This is a genomic window from Nocardioides sp. Arc9.136, assembly GCF_030506255.1.
Classification (GTDB): Bacteria; Actinomycetota; Actinomycetes; order Propionibacteriales; family Nocardioidaceae; genus Nocardioides.
This window is the reverse complement of record NZ_CP113431.1, coordinates 1,251,329-1,270,890: the sequence shown is the minus strand read 5'-3', so window position 1 is coordinate 1,270,890 and position 19,562 is coordinate 1,251,329. Positions and strand designations below refer to the sequence as shown.

The following is a 19,562-nucleotide window of genomic DNA, read 5'->3' as shown; positions in this document are numbered from 1 at the left end:
GCGCACCGCAGACGGACCGCAGGAGGGCCACCGGTGACGCAGCAGGACCAGCACGACCCCGTGACGACCGCACCCAGGGCCGCGCCCATCGTGCTGACGGCGGCCGAGCTCGCCGAGGTCGCGGCCGTCGATCGGCAGACCGTCGAGCACTGGCGACGCGCCGGGATCGGACCGGCGCCCGTGACCGCCCACCCCGAGACGGCCTACGACCTCGCCGAGGTGCAGCGCTTCCTCGCGGCCAGGCAACCGCAGGAGAAGCCCGCCTGATGGCCCTGGTCTCGCCCTGGCAGGCACGGCACCCGCGTCCGGACGCGGGTGCGCCGACCCTCGGCGGGACCCACGACGTGGTCGTCGTCGGCGGCGGGATCACCGGCCTCACCACCGCGGGGCTCCTCGCCCGGGGCGGCCTCTCAGTGGCCGTGGTCGAGGCCCGCAGGATCGGCGCGGGCACCACCGGCGGCAGCACGGCCAAGGTCAGCCTCCTGCAGGGCACGACGTTCTCCCGGATCGCGCGTCGGCACCCGCCGTCGGTGCTGGCGTCGTACGCCGCCGGGAACCGCGAGGGACAGGCCTGGCTGGCCCGGTTCGTCGCCGAGCACGGCGTGGAGGCGCAGCGCCGTCCGGCGTACACCTACGCCACCTCGCTCGTCGGCCGCCGCCGGCTCCGCGCCGAGCAGCGTGCGCTCGACGGCGTCGACCTCGGCCCGGGCCCCGAGGTCGAGTGGGTCGAGGACCCGCCGCTGCCCTACGACACGTTCGGCGCGCTGCGCCTGGCCGACCAGCTGCAGGTCGACCCGGTGGCGCTGCTCGAGGCGCTCGCCGACGACGCACGCGCGCACGGGGTGCGGATCGTCGAGGGCGCCCGCGTGCGCCGGGTCACCGGGCACGTCCCGGCGCGCGTCGTCACCGAGCACGGCACCGTGAGCGCCCGGTCGGTGGTGCTGGCGACCGGTGTGCCGGTGCTCGACCGCGGCGGGTTCTTCGCCCGGGTCGAGCCGTCGCGCTCCTACGGCCTGGCCTTCCGCACCCCCACCCCGGCCGTCGACGGGATGTACCTCTCCGCGGACTCCCCCACCCGCTCGCTGCGCGACGCACCTGTCAGCCCGGGCAGCCCCGCCGGTCCCGACGGTCACCTGCTGCTGGTGGGCGGGGCCGGCCACCGCGTCGGCGCCGCCGTCTCCGAGCGGGAGCGCCTCGACGAGCTGAGGGCCTGGACCTCCGAGCACTGGCCGGGCGCCGAGGAGACCCACGCCTGGTCCGCGCAGGACTACGGGCCGCACCACGGCCTGCCCTACGCCGGCCCGCTCCTCCCGGGACGGGACGACCTCCTCGTCGCGGGCGGGTACGCCAAGTGGGGCCTGACGAACGGCGTGGCCGCCGCCCACCTGCTCGCGGCCCGTGTGCTCGGCGGCCGGGTCCCGTGGGCCGGCGCGTACGCCACCTGGGACCCGCGCGAGCTCCGTGGGCTCCCCCGGTCCACCCGGCTCAACACGCAGGTCGCCGTCGAGCTGGGCTGGGGCTGGCTCCGTCCCACGCTCCGCTCGCACCCGCTGGTCGGCACGCCCGGCGAGGGCGAGGGCGTGGTGCGGTACGACCGGGTCGGCACGCCGACCGCGGTCTCGGTCGTCGACGGCGTCGAGCGGCGGGTCTCCGCCGTCTGCAGCCACCTGCGCGGCGTGCTGCGGTGGAACGACGCCGAGCAGAGCTGGGACTGCCCCTTGCACGGCTCCCGGTTCGCCCCCGACGGCGCGGTCCTCGAGGGACCGGCGACCTGCCCGCTCGCCGGTCGCTGACCGGGGCGTCCGTCGCGAGAACCTTCACCTGCGCGACCGCGTGACCAGCGTCACCCTGGGATACCGGTCAAGGTATGCACCAGGGAGAGAGCACCGGGACCGTCCAGCGGGAGACCGACCACCAGACCGACAGGGAGACCGTCACCGCCGGCGGCTGCCTGCGGTGCGGCGAGCCGATGCTGCCGCGCCTGACCGGCGCCGCGACGCCCGTCGCCGAGGGCGCACCGCTGTGCGCGGACCTCCCGGTCCGCCTGGCCTGCCCGACCTGCACCTGAGCGGGAGCGGGCCGGGACGGGCGGCGTGGTCAGCGGCCCTTGCCGCCCTTGCCGCCCTTGCCGCCCTTGCCGCCCTTGCCGTGGCCCTTCGCCTTGCCGTGACCCCCGGCCTTGCCGGCTCCCTTGCCGGCTCCCTTGCCGGCTCCCTTGCCGTGACCCTTCGCCTTGCCGTGGCCGTGGCCCCGGCCGTCGCCCTTCGCACCGTCCCCGCCGCCGCCGCCCTGGCCCGCGGTCGGGCCGCCGCCGGCGGCCCGGGAACCGTTCCGCCCACCGTCCGGCGCCGCCGTGGCCGACCGGGTCGCGGTGGAGACCGGGCGGCCGGCCGCCGTGCCCTCGGTGGACGCTGCCGCCGATGGGGACAGCACCGAGGCCGGCTGCAGGGCCTGCGCGGCGGCGGCCCTGCTCCCCGGGTCCGCGTCGCTCGCCGCCGGGTCGGGCAGCAGGGTGGCGGCGCCGGCGACGATCCCGGCGACGACCGCCGCGGCAGCAGCCGCCAGACCCGCCGTACGGCGTCGTGTGCGCCGGCGCGGGACCCACTCGGTCCGCGGCCCGGCGGCGGTGGTGACGGTCGGCGGCAGGTCGGCGACCGGCACGACGACGGGGCGGCCCTCGGCCAGCGCACGGAGGGCCGCCGCGGCGACCGACGCGGCGGGCCGCTCGGCGGGGTCGGAGGCCGTCATGGCGGCGAGCAGCCGAGGCCACCCGGTCGGCAGCGACAGGGGGATCGTCGGGCTGTGGTGCAGCCGCGCGAAGGCCGACTCGGTCGACGTGCCCGGGTAGGCGCGCACGCCGGTGACGGCCTCGAGGAGCAGCAGGCCCAGGGCATAGACGTCGACCGCCGCCCCGACCCCCTCGCCGCGGACCTGCTCGGGCGCGAGGTAGGCGATGGTGCCGACGGTGTTCCCCGTCCGCGTCACCCCTGCGGTCTCGCCGAGGAGCCGCGCGATGCCGAAGTCGGCCAGCTTGACGCGCCGGTCACGGGTCAGCAGGACGTTTCCCGGCTTGACGTCGCGGTGCACGATCCCGTGCGCGTGGGCGTGGGCCAGCGCGTCGGCGAGCTGGGCGCCCACGCCGGCAACCAGCACGGGGTCCAGCGGGGCGTCGGCCAGGAGGGACGCGAACGTGCCCCCGTCGACGAGCTCCATCACGAAGTGGGGCCGACCGGTCGACGTGCCCACGTCCAGCAGCGTCACCAGGCCGGGGTGGTCCAGGCGGGCCAGCAGCTTGGCCTCGGCGGCGAACCGCAGCCGCGCCGTCTCGGCCTCCTCGAGCCCCGTCGGGGCGAGGAGCACCTTGACCGCGACGTCCCGCTGCAGCACCCGGTCCCAGGCCCGGTGGACCTCGGCCATGCCACCGCGACCGATGACCTCTCGCAGCTCGTAGCGCTCGTCGAGCAGCTCCATCCGAACGCCTCCGGGCAGGGTCGGGCACGGTCAGGTCAGGGGCAGACGCGTCGCACGGCGGGGGATCCGTGCTCCTCGACCGGTGCCCCCGGTGCCGTCGGTGCAATCACCACCCGTCGGGGTGGTCTGGCCCGCGGTGCGGGCCCGGCCTGCGGGGTACCTCCCGGACGCCGCACACCGACCCGGGAGGAGCCCCATGCGCTTCGGATACTTCCTGTCCTGCGAGGAGTACACCCCGCAGCAGCTGATCGAGCAGGCCGTCGCCGCCGAGGAGGCGGGGTTCGAGGCCCTCTGGATCAGCGACCACTTCCACCCATGGAACGACGAGCAGGGCGAGAGCGCCTTCGTCTGGTCGGTCATCGGCGCCCTGTCGCAGGCCTGCTCGCTGCCCGTGACCACCGCCGTGACCTGCCCGACCGTGCGGGTGCACCCGGCGGTCGTCGCCCAGGCGGCCGCGACCGCGTCGGTGATGCTCGACGGCCGGTTCACCCTCGGCGTGGGCACGGGCGAGGCCCTCAACGAGCACGTGCTCGGCGGGCCGTGGCCCTCGCTCGACGTCCGGCTCGAGATGCTCGAGGAGGCCGTCGACGTGATGCGCGAGCTGTGGACGGGGCAGACCGTCACCCGCCAGGGCAAGCACTACCAGGTCGACACCGCACGGCTCTACACGCTCCCCGAGCAGCCGGTCCCCGTCTACGTCTCGGCGTTCGGCCCCAAGGCGCTGCAGACGGCCATCGCGATCGGCGACGGCTTCGTCAGCACCGCTCCGGACGCCGACTCCGTCGCGCAGTTCAAGGAGGCCACCGGCGGCAAGCCCACCCAGGGCGGCGTCAAGGTCGCCTGGGCCGCCACCGAGGACGAGGGAGTCGACCACGCCCACCGGCTGTGGGCCAACGCGGGCCTGCCCGGCGAGCTCGCCCAGGTGCTCCCCTCGCCCAAGCACTTCGAGCAGGCCTCCCAGCTCGTCACCCGGGAGTCGACGGCCGGCAGCATCGTCGCCGGCCCGGACGTCGCCCGCCACGTCGACCAGCTGCAGCAGTACGTCGACGCCGGCTACGACGAGGTCTACGTCGCCAACATGGGCCCGCACTACCTCGACATGATCCGCGCCTACGGCAGCGAGGTGCTCCCCCAGCTGCGCTCCTGAGCCGGGGTGTGCCGCAGCAGGGGTCCCCGGTCCACCGGGGACCCCCTCGCTTCCCGGGGCAGATCTACCCCGGGAAGCGAGGGACTGCCCCGGGAAGCGGGGCCCGGCGGGGCTCAGATGGGCCTCAGGCGGGGGCTCAGATGGGCCTCAGGCGGGGCTCAGGCGGGGTACGGCGCGGCCTTGAGCAGCCGGGCCAGGTGGACCGTGTTCCTCGCGGCCGTGTCGTTGGTGCCGGCGGTCTTCTCCGGCGTCTCGTCGTGGTCGGCGTAGTCGACCGCCTGCATCGCCTCGCCCACCCAGTAGGTGCTGCCGTTCGCCGCGACGGAGAAGCCGGTGTCGTTGAGGGCCTGGAGGCACTCGGCCACCACGTGGTGGGCGCCGTCCTCGTTGCCGACCACGGCGACCGCCGCGACCTTGCCGTAGGTGAGCATCCGGCCCTCCTCGTCGGTCTCGCCGAGCTCGGCGTCGAGCCGCTCGAGCACCATCTTGGTCACCGAGGAGGGTTGGCCCAGCCAGATCGGGGTCGCGACGACGAGCACGTCCGCAGCGAGCATCCTGCTCCGGATGGCCGGCCACTCGTCGCCGTCGCCCTCGTCGGTGGTGACGCCGAAGCGCACGTCGTGGTCGACCACGCGGACGACCTCGCCCGGCGCGCCGTACGACGCCAGCCGGTCGAGGACCTGGCGGCCGATGAGGTCCGAGCTGGAGTCCTGGTCGCCGGACTTCAGGGTGCACACGAGCACGAGGGAGCGGAGGTCGTCGAGGTTGTCGTCCATGACCGGCCGGTACCCACCGGACCTCAGGCGCGCTCCCAGCCGTCCGCGGTACGCCGCACCAGCCCCTGCTCCTCGAACGCCATCAGCCAGCCGCGCATCGGCCACTCCCCCCACCGCCGGTGGAAGAGCGCGCCGTTGCGCAGGATGTCGTCGAGGTGGCGCACCGGCGGGCTCTCCACCGGGTGGTGCTGGTGGTAGGCCCGGGCACCGCCCACCCAGCCGATCCGCAGGCCGGCGGCGACCGCCGAGCGGCCGTAGTCGGTGTCCTCGCCGCCGTAGCCGACGTACTCCTCGCAGAACCCCCCGACGCGCGCCCACCCGGTCGCCGACACCGCGAAGGACAGGGACCAGAACAGGTCCGGGTCGCCCTCGCCGACCAGCTCGCCCCGAGCAGGGGCCGGCCGGGCCGGGTGCGGGTCGTCGAGCTCGTCGAGGCGGTCGAGGTCGCCCCCGCCCCGCCCCGGAGGGAGGTAGGTCACCGGTCCGGACCACAGCACGTCCGGCTCGCGCTGGGCCGCGTCGGCGTAGGCACCGACCAGCTCGCGGCCGGCCAGGCAGTCGACGTCGAGGAAGACCACCACGTCCGCGCCGGCGTCCAGCACCGCCCGCGCGCCGCGGTTGCGGGCGGTGGCCAGCGGCAGGCGTCCGTCCGCCGGCAGCGCGAGGGGCACGACGCGCCGGGCCAGGCCGTCGACGGAGCCGGGCGTGATGCCCGGGTCCCCCATGGCCACCACGACGTAGTCGTCGGGCAGCCGGTCGGACCTGGCGAGCGCACGGTGCTGGTGGTGCAGGTGCTCGTGGCGGCCGTGGGCGACGGTGACGACGCCGACCCGCACGCGCGGGGCGCTCTCGGAGGCGGGCCCCGGGGCGGCCGCCGGGCTGCTGGACATGCTCACCCGGTTCCCCCGTCGGCCACGCGACGTACCACCGCGGCGGCGCGGGCGGCGGCGCCGCCGTCGCACCACGCCGACCACCCCTCGCCGTCGAGCGCGCGGGCCTCCTCGAGCAACCCGGCCCACCCCTCGGCGGGGAAGGCGTCGCGCACGAGCGCCGGCCACCCGCCCGCGCCGAGCACCCGGGCGGTCGAGCGTTGCTCGTCGTGGGGCCGGTCCTGCGGGACGACGACCGCCGGCCGGCGCAGGGCGGCGACCTCGGCGAGGGCGTTCTGGCCGGCGTGGGTGACGACGACGTCGGCCTCGGCGATGGCGCTGCGCGGGTCCTCGACCCACGGCGCGGAGCCGCCGAGCACGGTCCACTCCCAGTCCGGCGTCCCCTGCCGGGCACGCTCCAGCAGGGCCGGGTCCAGCTCGTGGCCACCCGAACCGGCCAGGTAGGTCACCCGCAGCGGCCCGGGCCGGCGCGGGCCGGGCGGTGCGACGGCGTACCGCGCCAGGCCACCGACCGCGGTGACCCGTCGGGCGAGGCCGTCCGGCCGCACCATCCCGGTGGCCGCCGGGGGCCAGAAGGCCAGCAGGGCGTCGGCGACGTCCGCGCCGAGCCCGTGCGGGCCGTCGTCGCGGACCCCGGGGAGGACCGCCGAGACGACCGGCACGCCGTGCAGCCGGGCGAGCAGGCACACCTCGACCGACACGTCGACGACCACCGCCGCCGGGTCGGCCGACCCGATCCAGGCCGAGACCGCGGCCGACCGGTCCCGCAGCCCGGCGTGGCGGCGCGGCACCCAGTGCAGGCGGCCGCCGGCGGTCACCGCGTCGCGCTCGACCTCGACGCCCCCGTCGTCCGGCGCCAGCTCGACCCACGGGCCGGTCCAGCCCCGCGGCCGCGGCAGCGTGGAGAGGCCGGTGACCTCCGCCCCGCCGCGGGTCAGCTCCGCCGCGATCGAGGTGGCCCGGTGCAGGTGGCCGCGCCCGACGTGGTGGACGTAGTACCCGACCTTCACGCGGCGAGCTCGTCGTCGACGAGGTCGGCGTAGATCCGCTCGTACTCGTCGGTCATCCGCGTCAGCGAGCAGTGCTCCACGGCATGGCGGCGCACCTCCCCGCGGTCGCAGCCGCGCGCCTCGAGGACCGCTCGGGCCAGGTCGTCGACGTCCCCGGGCCGGGCCAGGACGCCGGCACCCGGGGCCACGACCTCGGGCAGCGCCCCGCGGGAGTACGACGCCACCGGCGTGCCGCACGCCATCGCCTCGGCCGCGACCAGCCCGTACGGCTCGTCCCAGGCCGGCGTGGTCACCGCGACCGAGGCCCGGCCGAGCAGCCCGGCCAGGGCGGCGTGGTCGAGGTGCCCGACGTACCTCACGTCCCCGCCGAGGCGCGGCGCGATGTGCGACTCGTGGTACCCGAGGTCCGCCAGCGGCCCGGCGAGCACCAGCGGCACGCCGGCCCGGCGGCACGCGTCGATCGCCTCGTGCGGGGCCTTCTCGGGCACCAGGCGGCCCGTCCACACCGCCGGGCCGCCGCCCGGACCGGGCAGCCACGTGTCGACGTCCACCCCGTTGTGCACGGCAGCGGCGTCCGTCACGTGCGACCACGCGCGCGCCGTGGCACGGCTGACCGCGACGAACGACGACTCCCCCGGCGCCAGCGCGATGGCCGACTCCAGCCAGGGCAGCGGCGGGGTGTGCAGGGTGGTCACCACCGGCACCGAGATGCTCCCGGCCATCGCGACCGGCAGGTGGTGGAGGCTGTTGTTGTGGACCACGTCGAAGCGCTGGTCCTCCCCGCCGGCCAGGCGCAGCATCAGGGACAGGTAGGCGTGGTGCTCGGCCATCCAGTGCCGCGAGGGGGCGTTGACGTCGCTCATGGCGACGTCGCTGGGCTCGAACTCCGGCAGGTCGAGCAGCTCGACCGGCAGCGCCCGGTCGGAGCCGGGGCCGGCGAAGAGCGACACCTCGTGGCCCCGGTCCACCAGCTCCCGGGCCAGGGCGTGCGTCATCGCCTCCAGGCCGCCGGCGAAGGGCTCGGCGACCGGGAACCGGGAGGACGCGATCAGGCAGATGCGCACCGGCGGCCGACCTTCTCCAGGGCCGCCGCGTAGACGCGGTCGTGCGCGGCGGCCACCTCGGCCCGCTGGCCCCGGCGCTCGTCGATCGACGCCCCGAACCGGGGCCGGGTCTCGAAGGCGGTGCGCACGGCCTCGGCCAGGGTCGAGGCGTCGTACTCCTGCTCGGCGTGGACGTAGGACAGCACCGGCCCCTGGTCGGCGTAGTAGCCGCAGCTCGGCGCCACGACGGTGGTCCCGAGGTCGCGGCAGGCCTCCAGCCAGCCCGAGTGGGTGCCGAACCGGTACGGCAGCACCGAGACGTCCAGCGAGGCGAGGTAGGCCCACAGCTCGTCGTCGGTGAAGTAGTCGTGGACGCGGAGGTCGACCAGGCCGTCGGCCTCGAGCCCGCGCAGATACGTCGCGAGCCGGTCGTCCCGGCGCGCGCCGTCGTCGTCCAGGACGTCGCGGTGGGCGTCGACCTGCAGGACCGCCCCGGGCAGCGAGGCGACCGTGTCGACGAGCGCCGGGAGGATCGTCATCGGCGCCATGCCGGCGCGCAGGCTCTTGACGTGCAGTCCGACGCGGAACCCGTCGCCGCGACCGGCGCCCCGGCGCGCGCGGACGTCCTGCGCCACCGCCATGGTGCGCAGGTCGACGACGTGCGGGTGCGGGACGACGGTGGCGGTGCGGCCCCAGCGCCGCCGGATCTCCTCGGCGGCGCCGGCGGTGAGTGTGACCAGCTCGTCGGCCGCCGGCACGAGGACGTCGAGCTGGGCGTCGTGGAGCGTGCGGTCCTCGTGGTGGGGGTTGCGCAGGTCGTGGACGGTGTAGACGAGCGGCCGCCCGGTGTCGTGCAGCGCGTCGGCGAAGGCCTTCAGGTCCTCCGGGCTGCGCGCGTCGAAGCCGAAGTGCAGGTGAAGCAGGTCGAACTCGTGCCCCCGCACCCAGGAGGGGTCGAGCATGGCCGGCGGCCACCACACCTGGGAGTCCGCGGGACGGCCGGCGGGCCGGGGGTCGGTCAACCGCCGCGGACCGCCACCGGCCTCGGGCGCGAGGTGGCGGACGTACACGTGCCCGGCCGGCACCGAGGCGACGGTCACCGCCGACCCGGACCGGGGAGCACGCGGGGCGCGCGCGGGCGCGGGTTCGTCGAGGAGCGTCACGTGCCGACCGATACCCGCCCGCCGACACGCCCGACCTAGCCCATCGGGGTGAAAGCGCTTCTCCTCCAGGGACGGGTCCCACGACGTGACCGCCGCGACCCTCCTCGTGTGTGGCGCGGTGCGGCCGGGTACCCGACGGGCACCGAACGCCGACGACGCACAGCCGGCCGACCACGGCCGACGAGGAGGAGCACCGGATGAAGGCAGTGACCTGGCAGGGAACCCGTGACATGCAGGTGGTCGAGGTCCCGGACCCGACGATCGTCGACCCGACCGACGCGATCATCAAGGTGACCTCGACCGGTCTGTGCGGCTCCGACCTGCACCTCTACGAGCCGCTCTCGCCGTTCATGACCAAGGGCGACGTCGTGGGCCACGAGCCGATGGGCGTGGTGCAGGAGGTCGGTCCCGCCGTGAAGGACCTCAAGGTCGGCGACCGCGTGGTGGTCCCCTTCAACGTCAGCTGCGGCACCTGCTGGACGTGCTCGCAGGGCCTGCACAGCCAGTGCGAGACCACGCAGAACCGCGAGCACGGCACCGGCGCGAGCCTGCTGGGCTACAGCAAGCTCTACGGCCAGGTGCCCGGCGGCCAGGCGGAGTACCTCCGCGTGCAGTTCGCCGACACCCTCCCGATCAAGATCCCCGAGGGCCCCTCGGACGACCGGTTCGTCTACCTCTCCGACGTGCTGCCGACCGCCTACCAGGCCGTGCGGTACGCCGAGCTCCCGCCCGAGGGCGTCCTGCTGGTCATGGGCGCCGGCCCGATCGGCGACATGGCCACCCGGATCGCGATCCACGAGGGCCACCGCGTGATCGTCGTCGACCGGGTCCCCGAGCGCCTCGACCGCGTGCGCGCCCGCGGCGCCGAGACCATCGACCTCGACGCCGTCGACGACCTCGCCGAGGAGGTGCGCAGCCGCACCGGCGGTCGCGGCGCCGACTCCGTCATCGACGCGGTCGGCATGGAGGCCCACGGCAACCCCGCGGCCGAGAAGGCGATCAAGGCCGTCGGCCTGCTGCCGGACGCCGTCGCCGAGCCGCTGATGCTCAAGGCCGGCTTCGACCGCCTCGCCGCGCTGCACGCCTCGATCGACTGCGTCCGCCGCGGCGGCACGGTGTCGCTGTCCGGCGTGTACGGCGGCGCCACCGACCCGATGCCGATGTTCCAGATGTTCGACAAGCAGATCCAGCTCCGCATGGGCCAGGCCAACGTCCGCCGCTGGAGCGACGACATCCTGCCGCTGCTCACCGACGGTGACCCGCTGGGCACCGAGGACTTCGCGACCCACCACCTCCCGCTGGACGCGGCCCCCGAGGCCTACGCCAAGTTCCGCGCCAAGGAGGACGGCATGGTCAAGGTGGTGTTCCGGCCGTGAGCACCACCACCCGCCTCCTGCACGCCACGCCCGAGCAGGTCTGGGAGGTGCTCTGCGACGGCTGGCTCTACCCGCTGTGGGTGGTCGGCGCCTCGCGGATGCGCGACGTCGACGAGACCTGGCCCGAGGTCGGGTCCAGGCTGCACCACTCCGTCGGCACGTGGCCCCTCCTCATCGACGACAACACCGAGGTGCTGCGCGCGCAGCCGCCCTCGCTCCTGGAGCTGAAGGCGCGCGGGTGGCCCGCCGGCACCGCGCGGGTGCGGCTGCACCTCGAGGCGGTCGGCACCGAGACCCAGGTGACGATCGAGGAGGACGTCGAGGACGGCCCCGGACGACTGGTCCCCAAGCCGATCCGCGACGCCCAGCTCGGCTGGCGCAACGTGGAGTCCCTCCGCCGCCTGGCGTACGTCGTCGAGGGGCGCGTCACGACCTGACCGCCCCACCCGTCCAGCCGTCGGCCGGGCTCAACCCTCGCGCTGGGTCCGGCCGTCGACGTGGCGGACCCGGTCGGGCTGGAAGCCGTGCTCGATGCCGAAGGCCACGGCCTGCGCCCGGCGCGTCACGCCGATCTTGCGGTAGAGCGTGCGGATGTAGGTCTTGACCGTGTTGATCCCGATGTAGGCCCGCTCGCCGATCTCCTGGTTCGACAGCCCCTGGGTGATCAGGGCCAGCACCTCGGACTCGCGCTGGCTCAGCCCCAGGTCGGCGCCGGGCCACCGGCCGAACTCGCCCGACCGTGCCGGCTGGTCCTCGTCCGGGGTGATCGTCTCCCCGTCGTGCACCCGCTCGATGAGGCCGACCAGCTCCTCGGCGCTGATGCCCTTCGACACGTACGCCGACGCGCCGTTGTCGAGCGAGCGCTGCACGAGGTCGGGCTGGACGTTCCAGCTGAACACCACGACCTTCGCATCGATCCCCTGGAGCTGGTTCTCGATGTCGATCCGGTCGCCCTGGACCTGGCCGTAGGAGTCGTAGAGCACGACGTCCACGTCGCTCACGACCGGCATCCGGCTGTCGAGCTCCACGACCTCCACGCGGTCGTCGTACCGGGACAGCAGCGCGGCGACGCCGGCGACCACGAGCTCGTAGTCGTTCACGATCGCGAGGCGCACGGGGCGCGTCTGCTGGGCCATGGATGCATCCCACCACATCCCGGCCGCCCCGGGTCCCCTCGACTGCATGCCGCCCTCGGGATCGGGACACAGGGCGCTCATGCGAGATGACCGTGAACGCAGGAACGGACAGCCGTCATGAGCGCCAAGAAGCCGGTCGACGACCGCCGGGCCCGGTACCTCATCGCGGGAGCGGTCCTCGTCCTGCTGATCGTCGTGGGAGGGACCTTCCTCCTCATCGGCGTCATCCGGGGCGACGACACCGACGACGGCAACCAGGCGCCCACCAGCGACATCGTGACGTGGGGCCTCGCGGCTCCCGCCGACGCCTCGAGCAGCGGCCGGTGACGGCCCAGCACGGCACCGCCGTCGGCGAGCAGATGGCCTTCGGGCCGCTGACGATCACCTTCGACGAGCACGTCCTGCGGCCGCGACCCTGGACCGTGGCCCAGTCGGAGTGGGCCGCCGAGCTGCTGCCTGACGCACCCCCGGGACCGGTCCTCGAGCTGTGCTCCGGTGCTGGCCAGATCGGCCTGCTCGCGGTGCGCGACAGCGACCGGCGGCTGGTGTGCGTCGACGCCAACCAGGTGGCCTGCGCCTACACCCTCCAGAACGCCGCCGCCGCCGGCCTCGGCGACCGGGTCGAGGTCCGCAACGGCGACCTCGCGACGATGGTGCCCGCCGACGAGCGGTACGGGCTCGTGGTGGCCGACCCGCCGTGGGTGCCGGCCGCCGACACGTCCCGCTTCCCCGAGGACCCCCTGCTCGCCATCGACGGGGGCGTCGATGGCCTGGTCGTGGCGATCGCCTGCGTCGAGGTCGCCGCGGCCCACCTGCTGCCCGGCGCCTCGCTCCTGCTGCAGCTGGGCACCCTCGAGCAGGTCGAGGCCCTCGCCGACCCGGTCGCCTCCGCGCACGGGCTCCGGCTGGAGTCCTCGCGCTCCTTCGAGCGCGGGGTCGTCGCGCGCTTCGTCCGGGCCTGAGCCGCTGCTCGACCCGCGGCACGCCTGACCCGCTGCTCGGCCCGGCACGCGCCGGGGTCCGAGCAGCGGGCTGCGTCCGGGGCTAGGGCCGCAGCTTCTTCGGCAGCAGCTTGTGCGTGCCGTCGCACCACGGCTTGGTGGCCGACTTGTTGCACCGGCAGACCGCGCTCACCGGCCGCGTGGTGCGGTGCCGGGTGCCCTCCGTGTCCTCGATGACCAGGTCGCCGCGGACCAGCATCGGCCCCTCCGGACACATGACGATCGTGGGCCGCTCCTCGACCACCGGCCGCGACGGAGCGGCTGCCACCTGCTCCTCTACCTCCTCGGTCTGCTCGGCCGGATCGCTCGGCGCGCGGTCCACGGGCTGGGCGCTCACGCGTCCACCCCCCACTTCGCCAGCAGGTCGAGGGCCTGGCGGTCCTCGGTGTCGAGGCAGGCGAAGGCACCGAGGAAGACGTCGTCGGCGAGCGCCGGCTCGGTCTCGACGAGGGGGACGCAGATGTCGCGGACGGCCAGCTGCTCGTGGACGGCGTCGGCCTCCACGTGCTCGCGGTAGTAGTCGACGATCTCGTCGGGGAAGCCCAGCCGCTCGAGGCCCTGGGCCATCCGCCGCGAGGGGATCGAGCTGGTGGCCTCGAACGCCGCGAGGTGGCCCAGCGACGCGGCGCGCAGCCGCCGGTGCAGCCCGAGGAAGGACTGCACGTTGTTGGCCTCCAGCACCGCCAGGGTGGCCTCGTCGACGTACGCGCCGTACTCGGAGCGCAGCCCGGCGGCCTCGAGCCCGCGCTCGAAGAGGTGCTGGTGGAGGCGGGCGGGGTTGCCGTCGCCGTACTCGTCGAACTGCAGCTCCATGAGCGCGGCCTTGGGGCCGGTGGGGAGCCGTGGGACGACCCAGGCGCTCGGGTCGGCCTCCTTGAGGTGGTACACGGACTTCTGCCGCAGCAGCTCCAGCACCTGCGCCTCGGTCGCGTCGGTCTGGACGTAGCGCGCCATCGACGGCCCGTCGTGGCCGGCGACGTAGTCGAAGAGGTCCTTGGCCAGGTCGTCGGTGCGCCCGGGCTGGTGGACGGCGTACCGCTCGCGCAGCTCGAGCTCGAGCAGCTCCTCCAGTCCGGCGCGCACGCGCAGCACGTCCGGGCTCCACTCCCAGCGGTCGTCGACGTCCTCGAAGCCGCGGTAGTGCAGCTCGTAGGACGCCCACAGCGCGATCGCCCGGTCCTCGGCGTCGTCGGCGACCGCGGCGTCCAGCGGGACCGGGGTGCCCGGCTCCTCGCGCAGCGCGGCGAACAGCTGCTCGCTCAGCGTCCCGCGGGCCTTCGGGAGCAGCATCAGCCCTGTCCCCCGTCGTCGTCGACATCGAGCCGGTGCCACGTGCCCCTGCAGTCACGGAAGCCCGTGCCGGGCCCGTCGGGAGCATCGGTCGGGGAGCCCCCCGGGGAGGCAGGCGGCAGCGGGCGCCGGTCGGTCAGCAGCGTCATGCCGCTCCGGTGACCTGCGGCCGAGGGCCGGAAACCTCGCTGCCGACCGTGCCGTCGGCCACTCCAGGCGCGGCGGGCGGGCCCACGACAGAATGACCCTTAGGGGTGAGGAACTCGGTTCGGCCGCTCTCCACGAGGGCCGATAGGGTCGACGCATGTTGGAACGGCCTTTCTCGTCCTCGTACGCCGACGGGGTGCTCACCCTCGGCGGGTCCATCGACGAGTACGCCGTCGCCGCGCTGCGCACCGCGGTCCAGGAGCACTCGGCCGGGGGCACGCGGGCGCTGGCCGTCGAGCTGAGCGACGTCGACTTCCTGCCCAGCGTGGCCGTCGGCGTCCTCGCGACCGGCCTGCGCCAGGCCGACCAGAACGGCGTGGACTTCGCGCTGGTCGCCGCTCCCGGCACCATCGCCCACCGGGTCCTGTTCATCACCGGCATGCCGTACCACGAGGCGGTCCCCCAGCCCTGGTCCGCCGGCCCTGCGGCCACCGAGTCCGTCTGAACCTCCGCCGACCCGGTCCTACCGGGCGCAGCCCTCACCCGTTCGGGTGGAAACCACATCGGATGTGATTGCCACCCGCGGCCCCGGGTACCTCCCCGGTGCCGACGGATCCGAGGGCATGGGACTTACGCAGACCCGAAGACTGCAGCACGACCCGCCGGCACATCTTTCCCCGGACGGCACGAGGCCCGGCGCCTTCCAGGCGCCGGGCCTCGTCATGCGTGGGGACGCCTCAGAGGTCGACCTTGCCGGTGTCGGCGTCGTAGGTGTCGCCGGTCAGCTTGGCCTTGGCGAAGCTGATCAGCGAGGCCACCTTGCCGCCGGGGCTGTCCCAGTACTCCCCGTGGTCCACGGTCACGTGGATGAGCACCGCGTTCGGGTCCTCGGGGCCGCCGGGCAGCCAGGCCTCGGCGAAGGTGTTCCACAGCTCGCGCAGCTTGGTCTCGTCGTCCACCACCTCGGCCCGGCCCCGCAGCGAGACCCAGGAGTCCCGCGCGGAGAACGTCAGCCCCACCTGGGGACGGGCCCGGATGTCGTCGACGTGCTGGGTGTCCCGAGCGGTGATGAACCACAGGTCCGCGGTCGGCTCGACCTCCTGGCGGGCCATCGGCAGCGCCCGCAGGTCGCCGCGGGCGTCGACGGTGGTCATCATCGCGATCGGCATGTCGTCGAGAAGCTCGACGAGCTTGCGCTCCTCGGCGTGCGGGGCGTCGGTCTGGTCGCTCACGCGGGTTCCTCCCGGTCGGTGTTGGGTACGTCGTCGGTCGATCGGCCCGGTACCCGCCCGGCTACCGTCGACCCCGCCCGTCCCCCACCTGCGAGGAACCGATGAGCGACCAGACGCCCGACCGACGCCCCGACACCGTCGTGCTCGACCTCGACGGCACCCTCGTCGACTCCGTCTACGTCCACGTCTGCTGCTGGCGCGCCGCGTTCCGCGACGTCGGCGTCGACGTGGCGTCCTGGCGGCTGCACCGCGCGATCGGCATGGGGGGCGACCGGCTGGTCGCCGCGGTCACCAACGACAGCGTGGAGAGCTCCGTCGGCGACGACATCCGCGCCCGGCACGCCCACCACCTCGACGCGCGGTTCGGGGACGTGGGTGTCCTCGAGGGCGCCGAGGAGCTGCTCACGGCCCTGCGCGACGCCCGCGTGGAGATCGTGCTGGCCAGCTCCGGGGAGCGGCAGCTCACCGACCGGCTGCTCGACCTCGTCCCGGGCGCCGGCCTGGTCCGGTCGACGCTCTCGGGTGACGAGGCAGAGTCGAGCAAGCCGGCGCCCGACCTGCTCTCGGCCAGCCTGGAGCGGGTCGAGGCCCACCGGTCCTTCGCGGTGGGCGACACGGTGTGGGACGCCGAGGCGGCGCACGCCGCCGGGATCGCCTTCGTCGGCGTCCTCACCGGCGGGACCACCGAGGCCGAGCTGCGCGAGGCGGGCGCCGTCGCCGTCCACGACGGGCCGGCCTCGCTGGCCGAGCACCTCGACGAGGTGCTCGCCGCGGTCGCGCGTGCGGGAGAAGGTGCCGACCCGCCCGGATGACCCCGTGCCGGTCCCCGGCCGGTAAAGTCGGCGCGACCCGCCGCGACTGCCGAGGAGCCCGCGTGACCGAGACGGTGTCGCCGCACACCCCGGCGTACGGTCGCGTCGACCTCAACAACTGCGACCGCGAGCCGATCCACGTCCCCGGGGCCATCCAGCCGCACGGCGTGCTGCTGTCGATCGACCCCGGCACGACCGCGACCGTCATGGTCTCCTCGAACGTCGAGCAGATGCTCGGGGTCGCGCTCGAGGACGCGGTCGGTCGACCGCTGGCCGACCTCATCGGTGAGGGCGCCACCGAGGCGGTCCTGCGGCACGCCGAGCTGGCCACGGCCCGCGAGCCGCTGACCCTCCTGCTGCCCGCGGACCGCCCGGGGACCCTCGCGGGCGCCACGGTCGACGTGGGCGTGCACCGCTCCGGCGAGCGGCTGGTGGTCGAGGTCGAGCCCGTCGAGCGCGGCCGGGCACTCCCGATGTCCTACCGCTCGGCACGCAGCGCGATGGGGCGCCTCGCCGCCGCGACCACCGTCGACGACCTCACCGCGCAGCTGGCCCGCGAGGTCAGCGAGATCACCGGCTTCGACCGCGTCATGGTCTACCGCTTCGACCAGCACTGGAACGGCGAGGTCGTCGCCGAGGAGCGCCGCGAGGACCTCAACCCGTTCCTCGGGCTGCACTACCCCGCGACCGACATCCCGGCCCAGGCACGCCGCCTCTACACGGTGAATTGGACCCGGCTGATCGCCGACATCGGCTACACCCCGGTCCCGCTGCACCCCGTGCTCGACCCCGGCACGGGCGCCCCGCTGGACCTGTCCCACTCCACGCTGCGCAGCGTCTCCCCCATCCACGTCGAGTACCTCACGAACATGGGCGTCACCGCCTCGATGTCGGTCTCGCTGATCGTCGACGACGAGCTGTGGGGCCTCGTCGCCTGCCACCACTACTCCGGCCCGCACCGGCCCAGCCAGGACGCACGCGCCGCGGCGGAGTTCCTGGGCCAGGTGACCTCCCAGATGGTCGCCGAGCGGGAGCGCTCCGACCAGCGCGAGGCCGCCCTGGCCGCGCAGTCGACCCTCGCGCAGATGACGGCGCGGCTCTCCGCCTCGAGCACCGCTCCCCTGGACGGCCTGGTCTGCGACCCCGACCTGCTGAGCCTCATGGAGGCCGGCGGCGTCGCGCTGTGCCACGACGAGCAGCTGCACACCGCCGGCGACGTCCCTCCCGACGACGTCGTACGGCGCATCGCGCAGCTGCTGCTGCGCCCGACCGGCGACGTCGTGGCCAGCGACCACCTCGCCGTGCTCGACCCCGCCCTGGCGGCGCACTCCTCGGTGGCGGCGGGCGCCCTGTGCATCGCCGCGGGGCCGGACAGCTGGCTGCTGTGGCTGCGTCCCGAGCTCGAGCAGGTCGTCGACTGGGGCGGCGACCCGACGAACAAGCTGATCGCCGCGCAGGAGGGCCCCGAGGTCCGGCTGTCCCCGCGCAAGTCCTTCGAGAAGTGGCAGCAGGTCGTGCGCGGGCACAGCGCGCCGTGGGAGCCCTGGCAGGCCGACGCGGCCACGGCGCTGCAGACCCACGTCAACGGCCTCATGCTGCAGCGCTCGCGCGAGCAGATCGCCGTCGCGGAGTCGCTGCAGCGCTCGATCCTGCGCGAGCACCTCCCCGAGGTCGACGGCGTCGACGTCGTGGCCCGCTACCTGCCCGCGTCCACCTTCCAGCTCGGCGGCGACTGGTGGGACGCGGTCGAGGTCGGCGGCGGCCGGGTCGCCTACGTGGTCGGCGACGTCGCCGGCCACGGCGTCTCCGCGGTCGGGGCGATGACCCAGATCCGCAGCGCCATGCGCGCCTACCTCTTCGCCGGCGACGACCCCGGCACCTGCCTGGACCGCCTCGACCGGCTGATGTCCTCGATGATCGACGAGCGGGTGGCCACGGCGCTCGTGGCCGTGGTCGACCCCGCGACCCGCCGGGTGGAGCTGGTCAGCGCCGGGCACCCGCTGCCGCTGCTCTTCGACGGCGTCGCGGCACGCGACGTACCCGTCACCGCCCGGCCGCTCCTCGGCTTCGGGGAGGGGCACGCGCGGGCCGCCGAGGTGGTCGTGCCCGAGGGGTCGACGCTGCTCATGTTCAGCGACGGCCTGGTCGAGCGTCGGGAGGTCGACCTGCTGGCCGCGCTGGGCCTGCTGCGGGCCGCCGGTGGCACCGGCCCGGGCACGGAGGGGCTCGAGGCCTGGGTGGACGCCCTCGTGGAGGCCGTGCCGGGCGAGAAGGACGACGACACCACCGTCGTCGCCATCCGTTTCGGGTAGGCGCCGGGGGCCGACCCGGCCTCGGTTACGATGGCTCCCGTGTTGGATCGACCCTTCAGTGCGGACTACGACGAGCAGACCCGCACCGTGCGCGTGAGCGGCACGATCGACGAGCTCGCCGGCCCGCGGTTCCGCGACGTCCTGCAGAAGTACAGCCAGGACTTCGCCCAGTCCCTCGTGGTCGACCTCAGCGACGTCGACTTCATGCCCAGCCTCGCCGTCGGTGTGCTGGCCACGGCCCACAAGAACATGAGGAGCGCCGGCGCCGAGCTCGACCTCCTCGCCGAGGACGGGACCGTCGCGCAGCGCGTGCTGCACGTGTGCGCGATGCCGTACCGCACCGCATGAGCACCGGCGACGTCCGGTCCTACCGGCTCCCGTTCGAGCTGGCCGCCGCCACGGCCGCCCGCCACCAGCTGCACGACTTCCTGACCCAGGCCGGCGTCCCGGCGCGGATCGTCAACGACGCCGCGCTGGTCGTCAGCGAGCTGGTCACCAACGGGGTCGAGCACGGCCGGTCCGACGACGACGCCATCCACGTGTCGTGGTGGGTCGAGGACCGCGTGCTGACCCTGTGCGTGCGCGACGACGGCAGCGAGGCGGAGCCGACGGTCACCAAGGTCGACATGTACGCCCCGCGGGGACGTGGCCTCGCCCTGGTCGAGTCGATCTGCCAGAGCCTGTCGATCGACCGCAGCGACGGCACCCGGATCACCGCCAAGCTCGAGCTCGGCTGAGACTCCTCCTCCCGCGACG

The 19,562-nt window shown here is 74.8% G+C and carries 23 protein-coding genes; 13 read left to right on the top strand and 10 right to left on the bottom strand.

What is annotated here, in order from left to right:
* The first annotated feature begins 33 nt into the window (after window positions 1-33).
* From OSR43_RS06165 to OSR43_RS06155, 3 genes are all read left to right on the top strand, one after another.
* Window positions 34-267 (top strand): hypothetical protein, encoded by a 234-nt coding sequence (locus OSR43_RS06165; RefSeq protein WP_302270297.1) that lies wholly within the window; start codon window positions 34-36, stop codon window positions 265-267.
* Window positions 267-1,793 (top strand): FAD-dependent oxidoreductase, encoded by a 1,527-nt coding sequence (locus OSR43_RS06160; RefSeq protein ID WP_302270296.1) that lies wholly within the window; start codon window positions 267-269, stop codon window positions 1,791-1,793. Before OSR43_RS06165 ends, OSR43_RS06160 begins: the two co-directional genes overlap by 1 nt.
* A 74-nt stretch (window positions 1,794-1,867) precedes the next feature.
* Window positions 1,868-2,068: a hypothetical protein gene (locus OSR43_RS06155; protein ID WP_302270295.1), complete on the top strand. Its 201-nt coding sequence runs from the start codon at window positions 1,868-1,870 to the stop codon at window positions 2,066-2,068.
* A 29-nt stretch (window positions 2,069-2,097) separates the two neighbouring features.
* Here OSR43_RS06155 and OSR43_RS06150 read toward each other — a convergent pair whose 3' ends face one another.
* The gene (locus tag OSR43_RS06150; protein ID WP_302270293.1) at window positions 2,098-3,471 is read right to left on the bottom strand and encodes a serine/threonine-protein kinase; all 1,374 of its coding nucleotides are present in this window, start codon (window positions 3,469-3,471) and stop codon (window positions 2,098-2,100) included.
* Between the two features lie 196 nt (window positions 3,472-3,667).
* Between OSR43_RS06150 and OSR43_RS06145 the strand changes: the two genes are divergently transcribed.
* Complete coding sequence (locus OSR43_RS06145; protein WP_302270292.1) at window positions 3,668-4,618, top strand: TIGR03557 family F420-dependent LLM class oxidoreductase; 951 nt, start codon at window positions 3,668-3,670, stop codon at window positions 4,616-4,618.
* Between the two features lie 158 nt (window positions 4,619-4,776).
* Here the strand turns inward: OSR43_RS06145 and OSR43_RS06140 are convergent, their stop codons facing one another.
* From OSR43_RS06140 to OSR43_RS06120, 5 genes are read right to left on the bottom strand one after another with little or no spacing between them, the layout of a single operon-like run.
* Complete coding sequence (locus tag OSR43_RS06140; protein ID WP_302270289.1) at window positions 4,777-5,394, bottom strand: flavodoxin family protein; 618 nt, start codon at window positions 5,392-5,394, stop codon at window positions 4,777-4,779.
* 23 nt (window positions 5,395-5,417) lie between these two features.
* On the bottom strand, window positions 5,418-6,284 hold the full coding sequence (locus OSR43_RS06135) for a glycosyltransferase family 2 protein (RefSeq protein WP_302270288.1): 867 nt from the start codon (window positions 6,282-6,284) through the stop codon (window positions 5,418-5,420).
* Between the two features lie 2 nt (window positions 6,285-6,286).
* Window positions 6,287-7,294, bottom strand: a complete 1,008-nt coding sequence (locus OSR43_RS06130) for a glycosyltransferase (RefSeq protein WP_302270287.1) — start codon at window positions 7,292-7,294, stop codon at window positions 6,287-6,289.
* The gene (locus OSR43_RS06125; RefSeq protein ID WP_302270285.1) at window positions 7,291-8,358 is read right to left on the bottom strand and encodes a glycosyltransferase family 4 protein; all 1,068 of its coding nucleotides are present in this window, start codon (window positions 8,356-8,358) and stop codon (window positions 7,291-7,293) included. Before OSR43_RS06125 ends, OSR43_RS06130 begins: the two co-directional genes overlap by 4 nt.
* On the bottom strand, window positions 8,343-9,500 hold the full coding sequence (locus OSR43_RS06120; RefSeq protein ID WP_302270284.1) for a glycosyltransferase family 1 protein: 1,158 nt from the start codon (window positions 9,498-9,500) through the stop codon (window positions 8,343-8,345). The genes OSR43_RS06125 and OSR43_RS06120 overlap by 16 nt, the downstream gene beginning before the upstream one ends.
* Window positions 9,501-9,697: 197 nt before the next feature.
* On the opposite strand from OSR43_RS06120, the gene OSR43_RS06115 reads away from it, so the two are divergent.
* Together OSR43_RS06115 and OSR43_RS06110 are read left to right on the top strand one after the other, a co-directional pair.
* Window positions 9,698-10,876, top strand: coding sequence for a zinc-dependent alcohol dehydrogenase (locus OSR43_RS06115; RefSeq protein ID WP_302270283.1), 1,179 nt, complete (start codon window positions 9,698-9,700; stop codon window positions 10,874-10,876).
* Entirely contained in the window at window positions 10,873-11,313 is a 441-nt protein-coding gene (locus OSR43_RS06110; RefSeq protein ID WP_302270282.1) for an SRPBCC domain-containing protein, read from the top strand. Before OSR43_RS06115 ends, OSR43_RS06110 begins: the two co-directional genes overlap by 4 nt.
* 30 nt (window positions 11,314-11,343) lie before the next feature.
* Here OSR43_RS06110 and OSR43_RS06105 read toward each other — a convergent pair whose 3' ends face one another.
* Window positions 11,344-12,012, bottom strand: a complete 669-nt coding sequence (locus OSR43_RS06105) for a response regulator transcription factor (protein WP_302270279.1) — start codon at window positions 12,010-12,012, stop codon at window positions 11,344-11,346.
* 117 nt (window positions 12,013-12,129) lie between these two features.
* On the opposite strand from OSR43_RS06105, the gene OSR43_RS06100 reads away from it, so the two are divergent.
* A complete protein-coding gene (locus tag OSR43_RS06100) occupies window positions 12,130-12,339 on the top strand; it encodes a hypothetical protein (RefSeq protein ID WP_302270277.1) in 210 nt (69 codons plus the stop codon).
* Entirely contained in the window at window positions 12,336-12,974 is a 639-nt protein-coding gene (locus OSR43_RS06095) for a class I SAM-dependent methyltransferase (RefSeq protein ID WP_302270275.1), read from the top strand. Before OSR43_RS06100 ends, OSR43_RS06095 begins: the two co-directional genes overlap by 4 nt.
* A gap of 82 nt (window positions 12,975-13,056) precedes the next feature.
* Here OSR43_RS06095 and OSR43_RS06090 read toward each other — a convergent pair whose 3' ends face one another.
* Entirely contained in the window at window positions 13,057-13,350 is a 294-nt protein-coding gene (locus tag OSR43_RS06090) for a CDGSH iron-sulfur domain-containing protein (protein ID WP_302270274.1), read from the bottom strand.
* Window positions 13,347-14,303 (bottom strand): iron-containing redox enzyme family protein, encoded by a 957-nt coding sequence (locus OSR43_RS06085; RefSeq protein WP_302270272.1) that lies wholly within the window; start codon window positions 14,301-14,303, stop codon window positions 13,347-13,349. Before OSR43_RS06085 ends, OSR43_RS06090 begins: the two co-directional genes overlap by 4 nt.
* A gap of 304 nt (window positions 14,304-14,607) precedes the next feature.
* Between OSR43_RS06085 and OSR43_RS06080 the strand changes: the two genes are divergently transcribed.
* Complete coding sequence (locus OSR43_RS06080; RefSeq protein WP_302270271.1) at window positions 14,608-14,955, top strand: STAS domain-containing protein; 348 nt, start codon at window positions 14,608-14,610, stop codon at window positions 14,953-14,955.
* Window positions 14,956-15,187: 232 nt separating this feature from the next.
* Here OSR43_RS06080 and OSR43_RS06075 read toward each other — a convergent pair whose 3' ends face one another.
* Complete coding sequence (locus OSR43_RS06075) at window positions 15,188-15,682, bottom strand: pyridoxamine 5'-phosphate oxidase family protein (protein ID WP_302270270.1); 495 nt, start codon at window positions 15,680-15,682, stop codon at window positions 15,188-15,190.
* A 101-nt stretch (window positions 15,683-15,783) separates the two neighbouring features.
* Between OSR43_RS06075 and OSR43_RS06070 the strand changes: the two genes are divergently transcribed.
* From OSR43_RS06070 to OSR43_RS06055, 4 genes are all read left to right on the top strand, one after another.
* On the top strand, window positions 15,784-16,494 hold the full coding sequence (locus OSR43_RS06070) for an HAD family hydrolase (RefSeq protein ID WP_302270268.1): 711 nt from the start codon (window positions 15,784-15,786) through the stop codon (window positions 16,492-16,494).
* A 62-nt stretch (window positions 16,495-16,556) separates the two neighbouring features.
* On the top strand, window positions 16,557-18,806 hold the full coding sequence (locus OSR43_RS06065; protein WP_302270267.1) for a SpoIIE family protein phosphatase: 2,250 nt from the start codon (window positions 16,557-16,559) through the stop codon (window positions 18,804-18,806).
* Window positions 18,807-18,845: 39 nt separating this feature from the next.
* Window positions 18,846-19,154, top strand: a complete 309-nt coding sequence (locus OSR43_RS06060) for an STAS domain-containing protein (RefSeq protein WP_302270265.1) — start codon at window positions 18,846-18,848, stop codon at window positions 19,152-19,154.
* Window positions 19,151-19,543 (top strand): ATP-binding protein, encoded by a 393-nt coding sequence (locus OSR43_RS06055; RefSeq protein WP_302270262.1) that lies wholly within the window; start codon window positions 19,151-19,153, stop codon window positions 19,541-19,543. Before OSR43_RS06060 ends, OSR43_RS06055 begins: the two co-directional genes overlap by 4 nt.
* Window positions 19,544-19,562: the final 19 nt, after the last annotated feature.

What these genes read in the sequence shown, in the direction of transcription:
- OSR43_RS06145 (WP_302270292.1), top strand. Translation starts at nt 3,668, where the DNA reads ATGCGCTTCGGATACTTCCTGTCCTGCGAGGAGTACACCCCGCAGCAG.
- OSR43_RS06155 (WP_302270295.1), top strand. Translation starts at nt 1,868, where the DNA reads ATGCACCAGGGAGAGAGCACCGGGACCGTCCAGCGGGAGACCGACCAC.
- OSR43_RS06080 (WP_302270271.1), top strand. Translation starts at nt 14,608, where the DNA reads ATGTTGGAACGGCCTTTCTCGTCCTCGTACGCCGACGGGGTGCTCACC.
- OSR43_RS06135 (WP_302270288.1), bottom strand. Translation starts at nt 6,284, where the DNA reads ATGTCCAGCAGCCCGGCGGCCGCCCCGGGGCCCGCCTCCGAGAGCGCC.
- OSR43_RS06070 (WP_302270268.1), top strand. Translation starts at nt 15,784, where the DNA reads ATGAGCGACCAGACGCCCGACCGACGCCCCGACACCGTCGTGCTCGAC.
- OSR43_RS06100 (WP_302270277.1), top strand. Translation starts at nt 12,130, where the DNA reads ATGAGCGCCAAGAAGCCGGTCGACGACCGCCGGGCCCGGTACCTCATC.
- OSR43_RS06160 (WP_302270296.1), top strand. Translation starts at nt 267, where the DNA reads ATGGCCCTGGTCTCGCCCTGGCAGGCACGGCACCCGCGTCCGGACGCG.
- OSR43_RS06150 (WP_302270293.1), bottom strand. Translation starts at nt 3,471, where the DNA reads ATGGAGCTGCTCGACGAGCGCTACGAGCTGCGAGAGGTCATCGGTCGC.
- OSR43_RS06115 (WP_302270283.1), top strand. Translation starts at nt 9,698, where the DNA reads ATGAAGGCAGTGACCTGGCAGGGAACCCGTGACATGCAGGTGGTCGAG.
- OSR43_RS06085 (WP_302270272.1), bottom strand. Translation starts at nt 14,303, where the DNA reads ATGCTGCTCCCGAAGGCCCGCGGGACGCTGAGCGAGCAGCTGTTCGCC.
- OSR43_RS06105 (WP_302270279.1), bottom strand. Translation starts at nt 12,012, where the DNA reads ATGGCCCAGCAGACGCGCCCCGTGCGCCTCGCGATCGTGAACGACTAC.
- OSR43_RS06140 (WP_302270289.1), bottom strand. Translation starts at nt 5,394, where the DNA reads ATGGACGACAACCTCGACGACCTCCGCTCCCTCGTGCTCGTGTGCACC.
- OSR43_RS06055 (WP_302270262.1), top strand. Translation starts at nt 19,151, where the DNA reads ATGAGCACCGGCGACGTCCGGTCCTACCGGCTCCCGTTCGAGCTGGCC.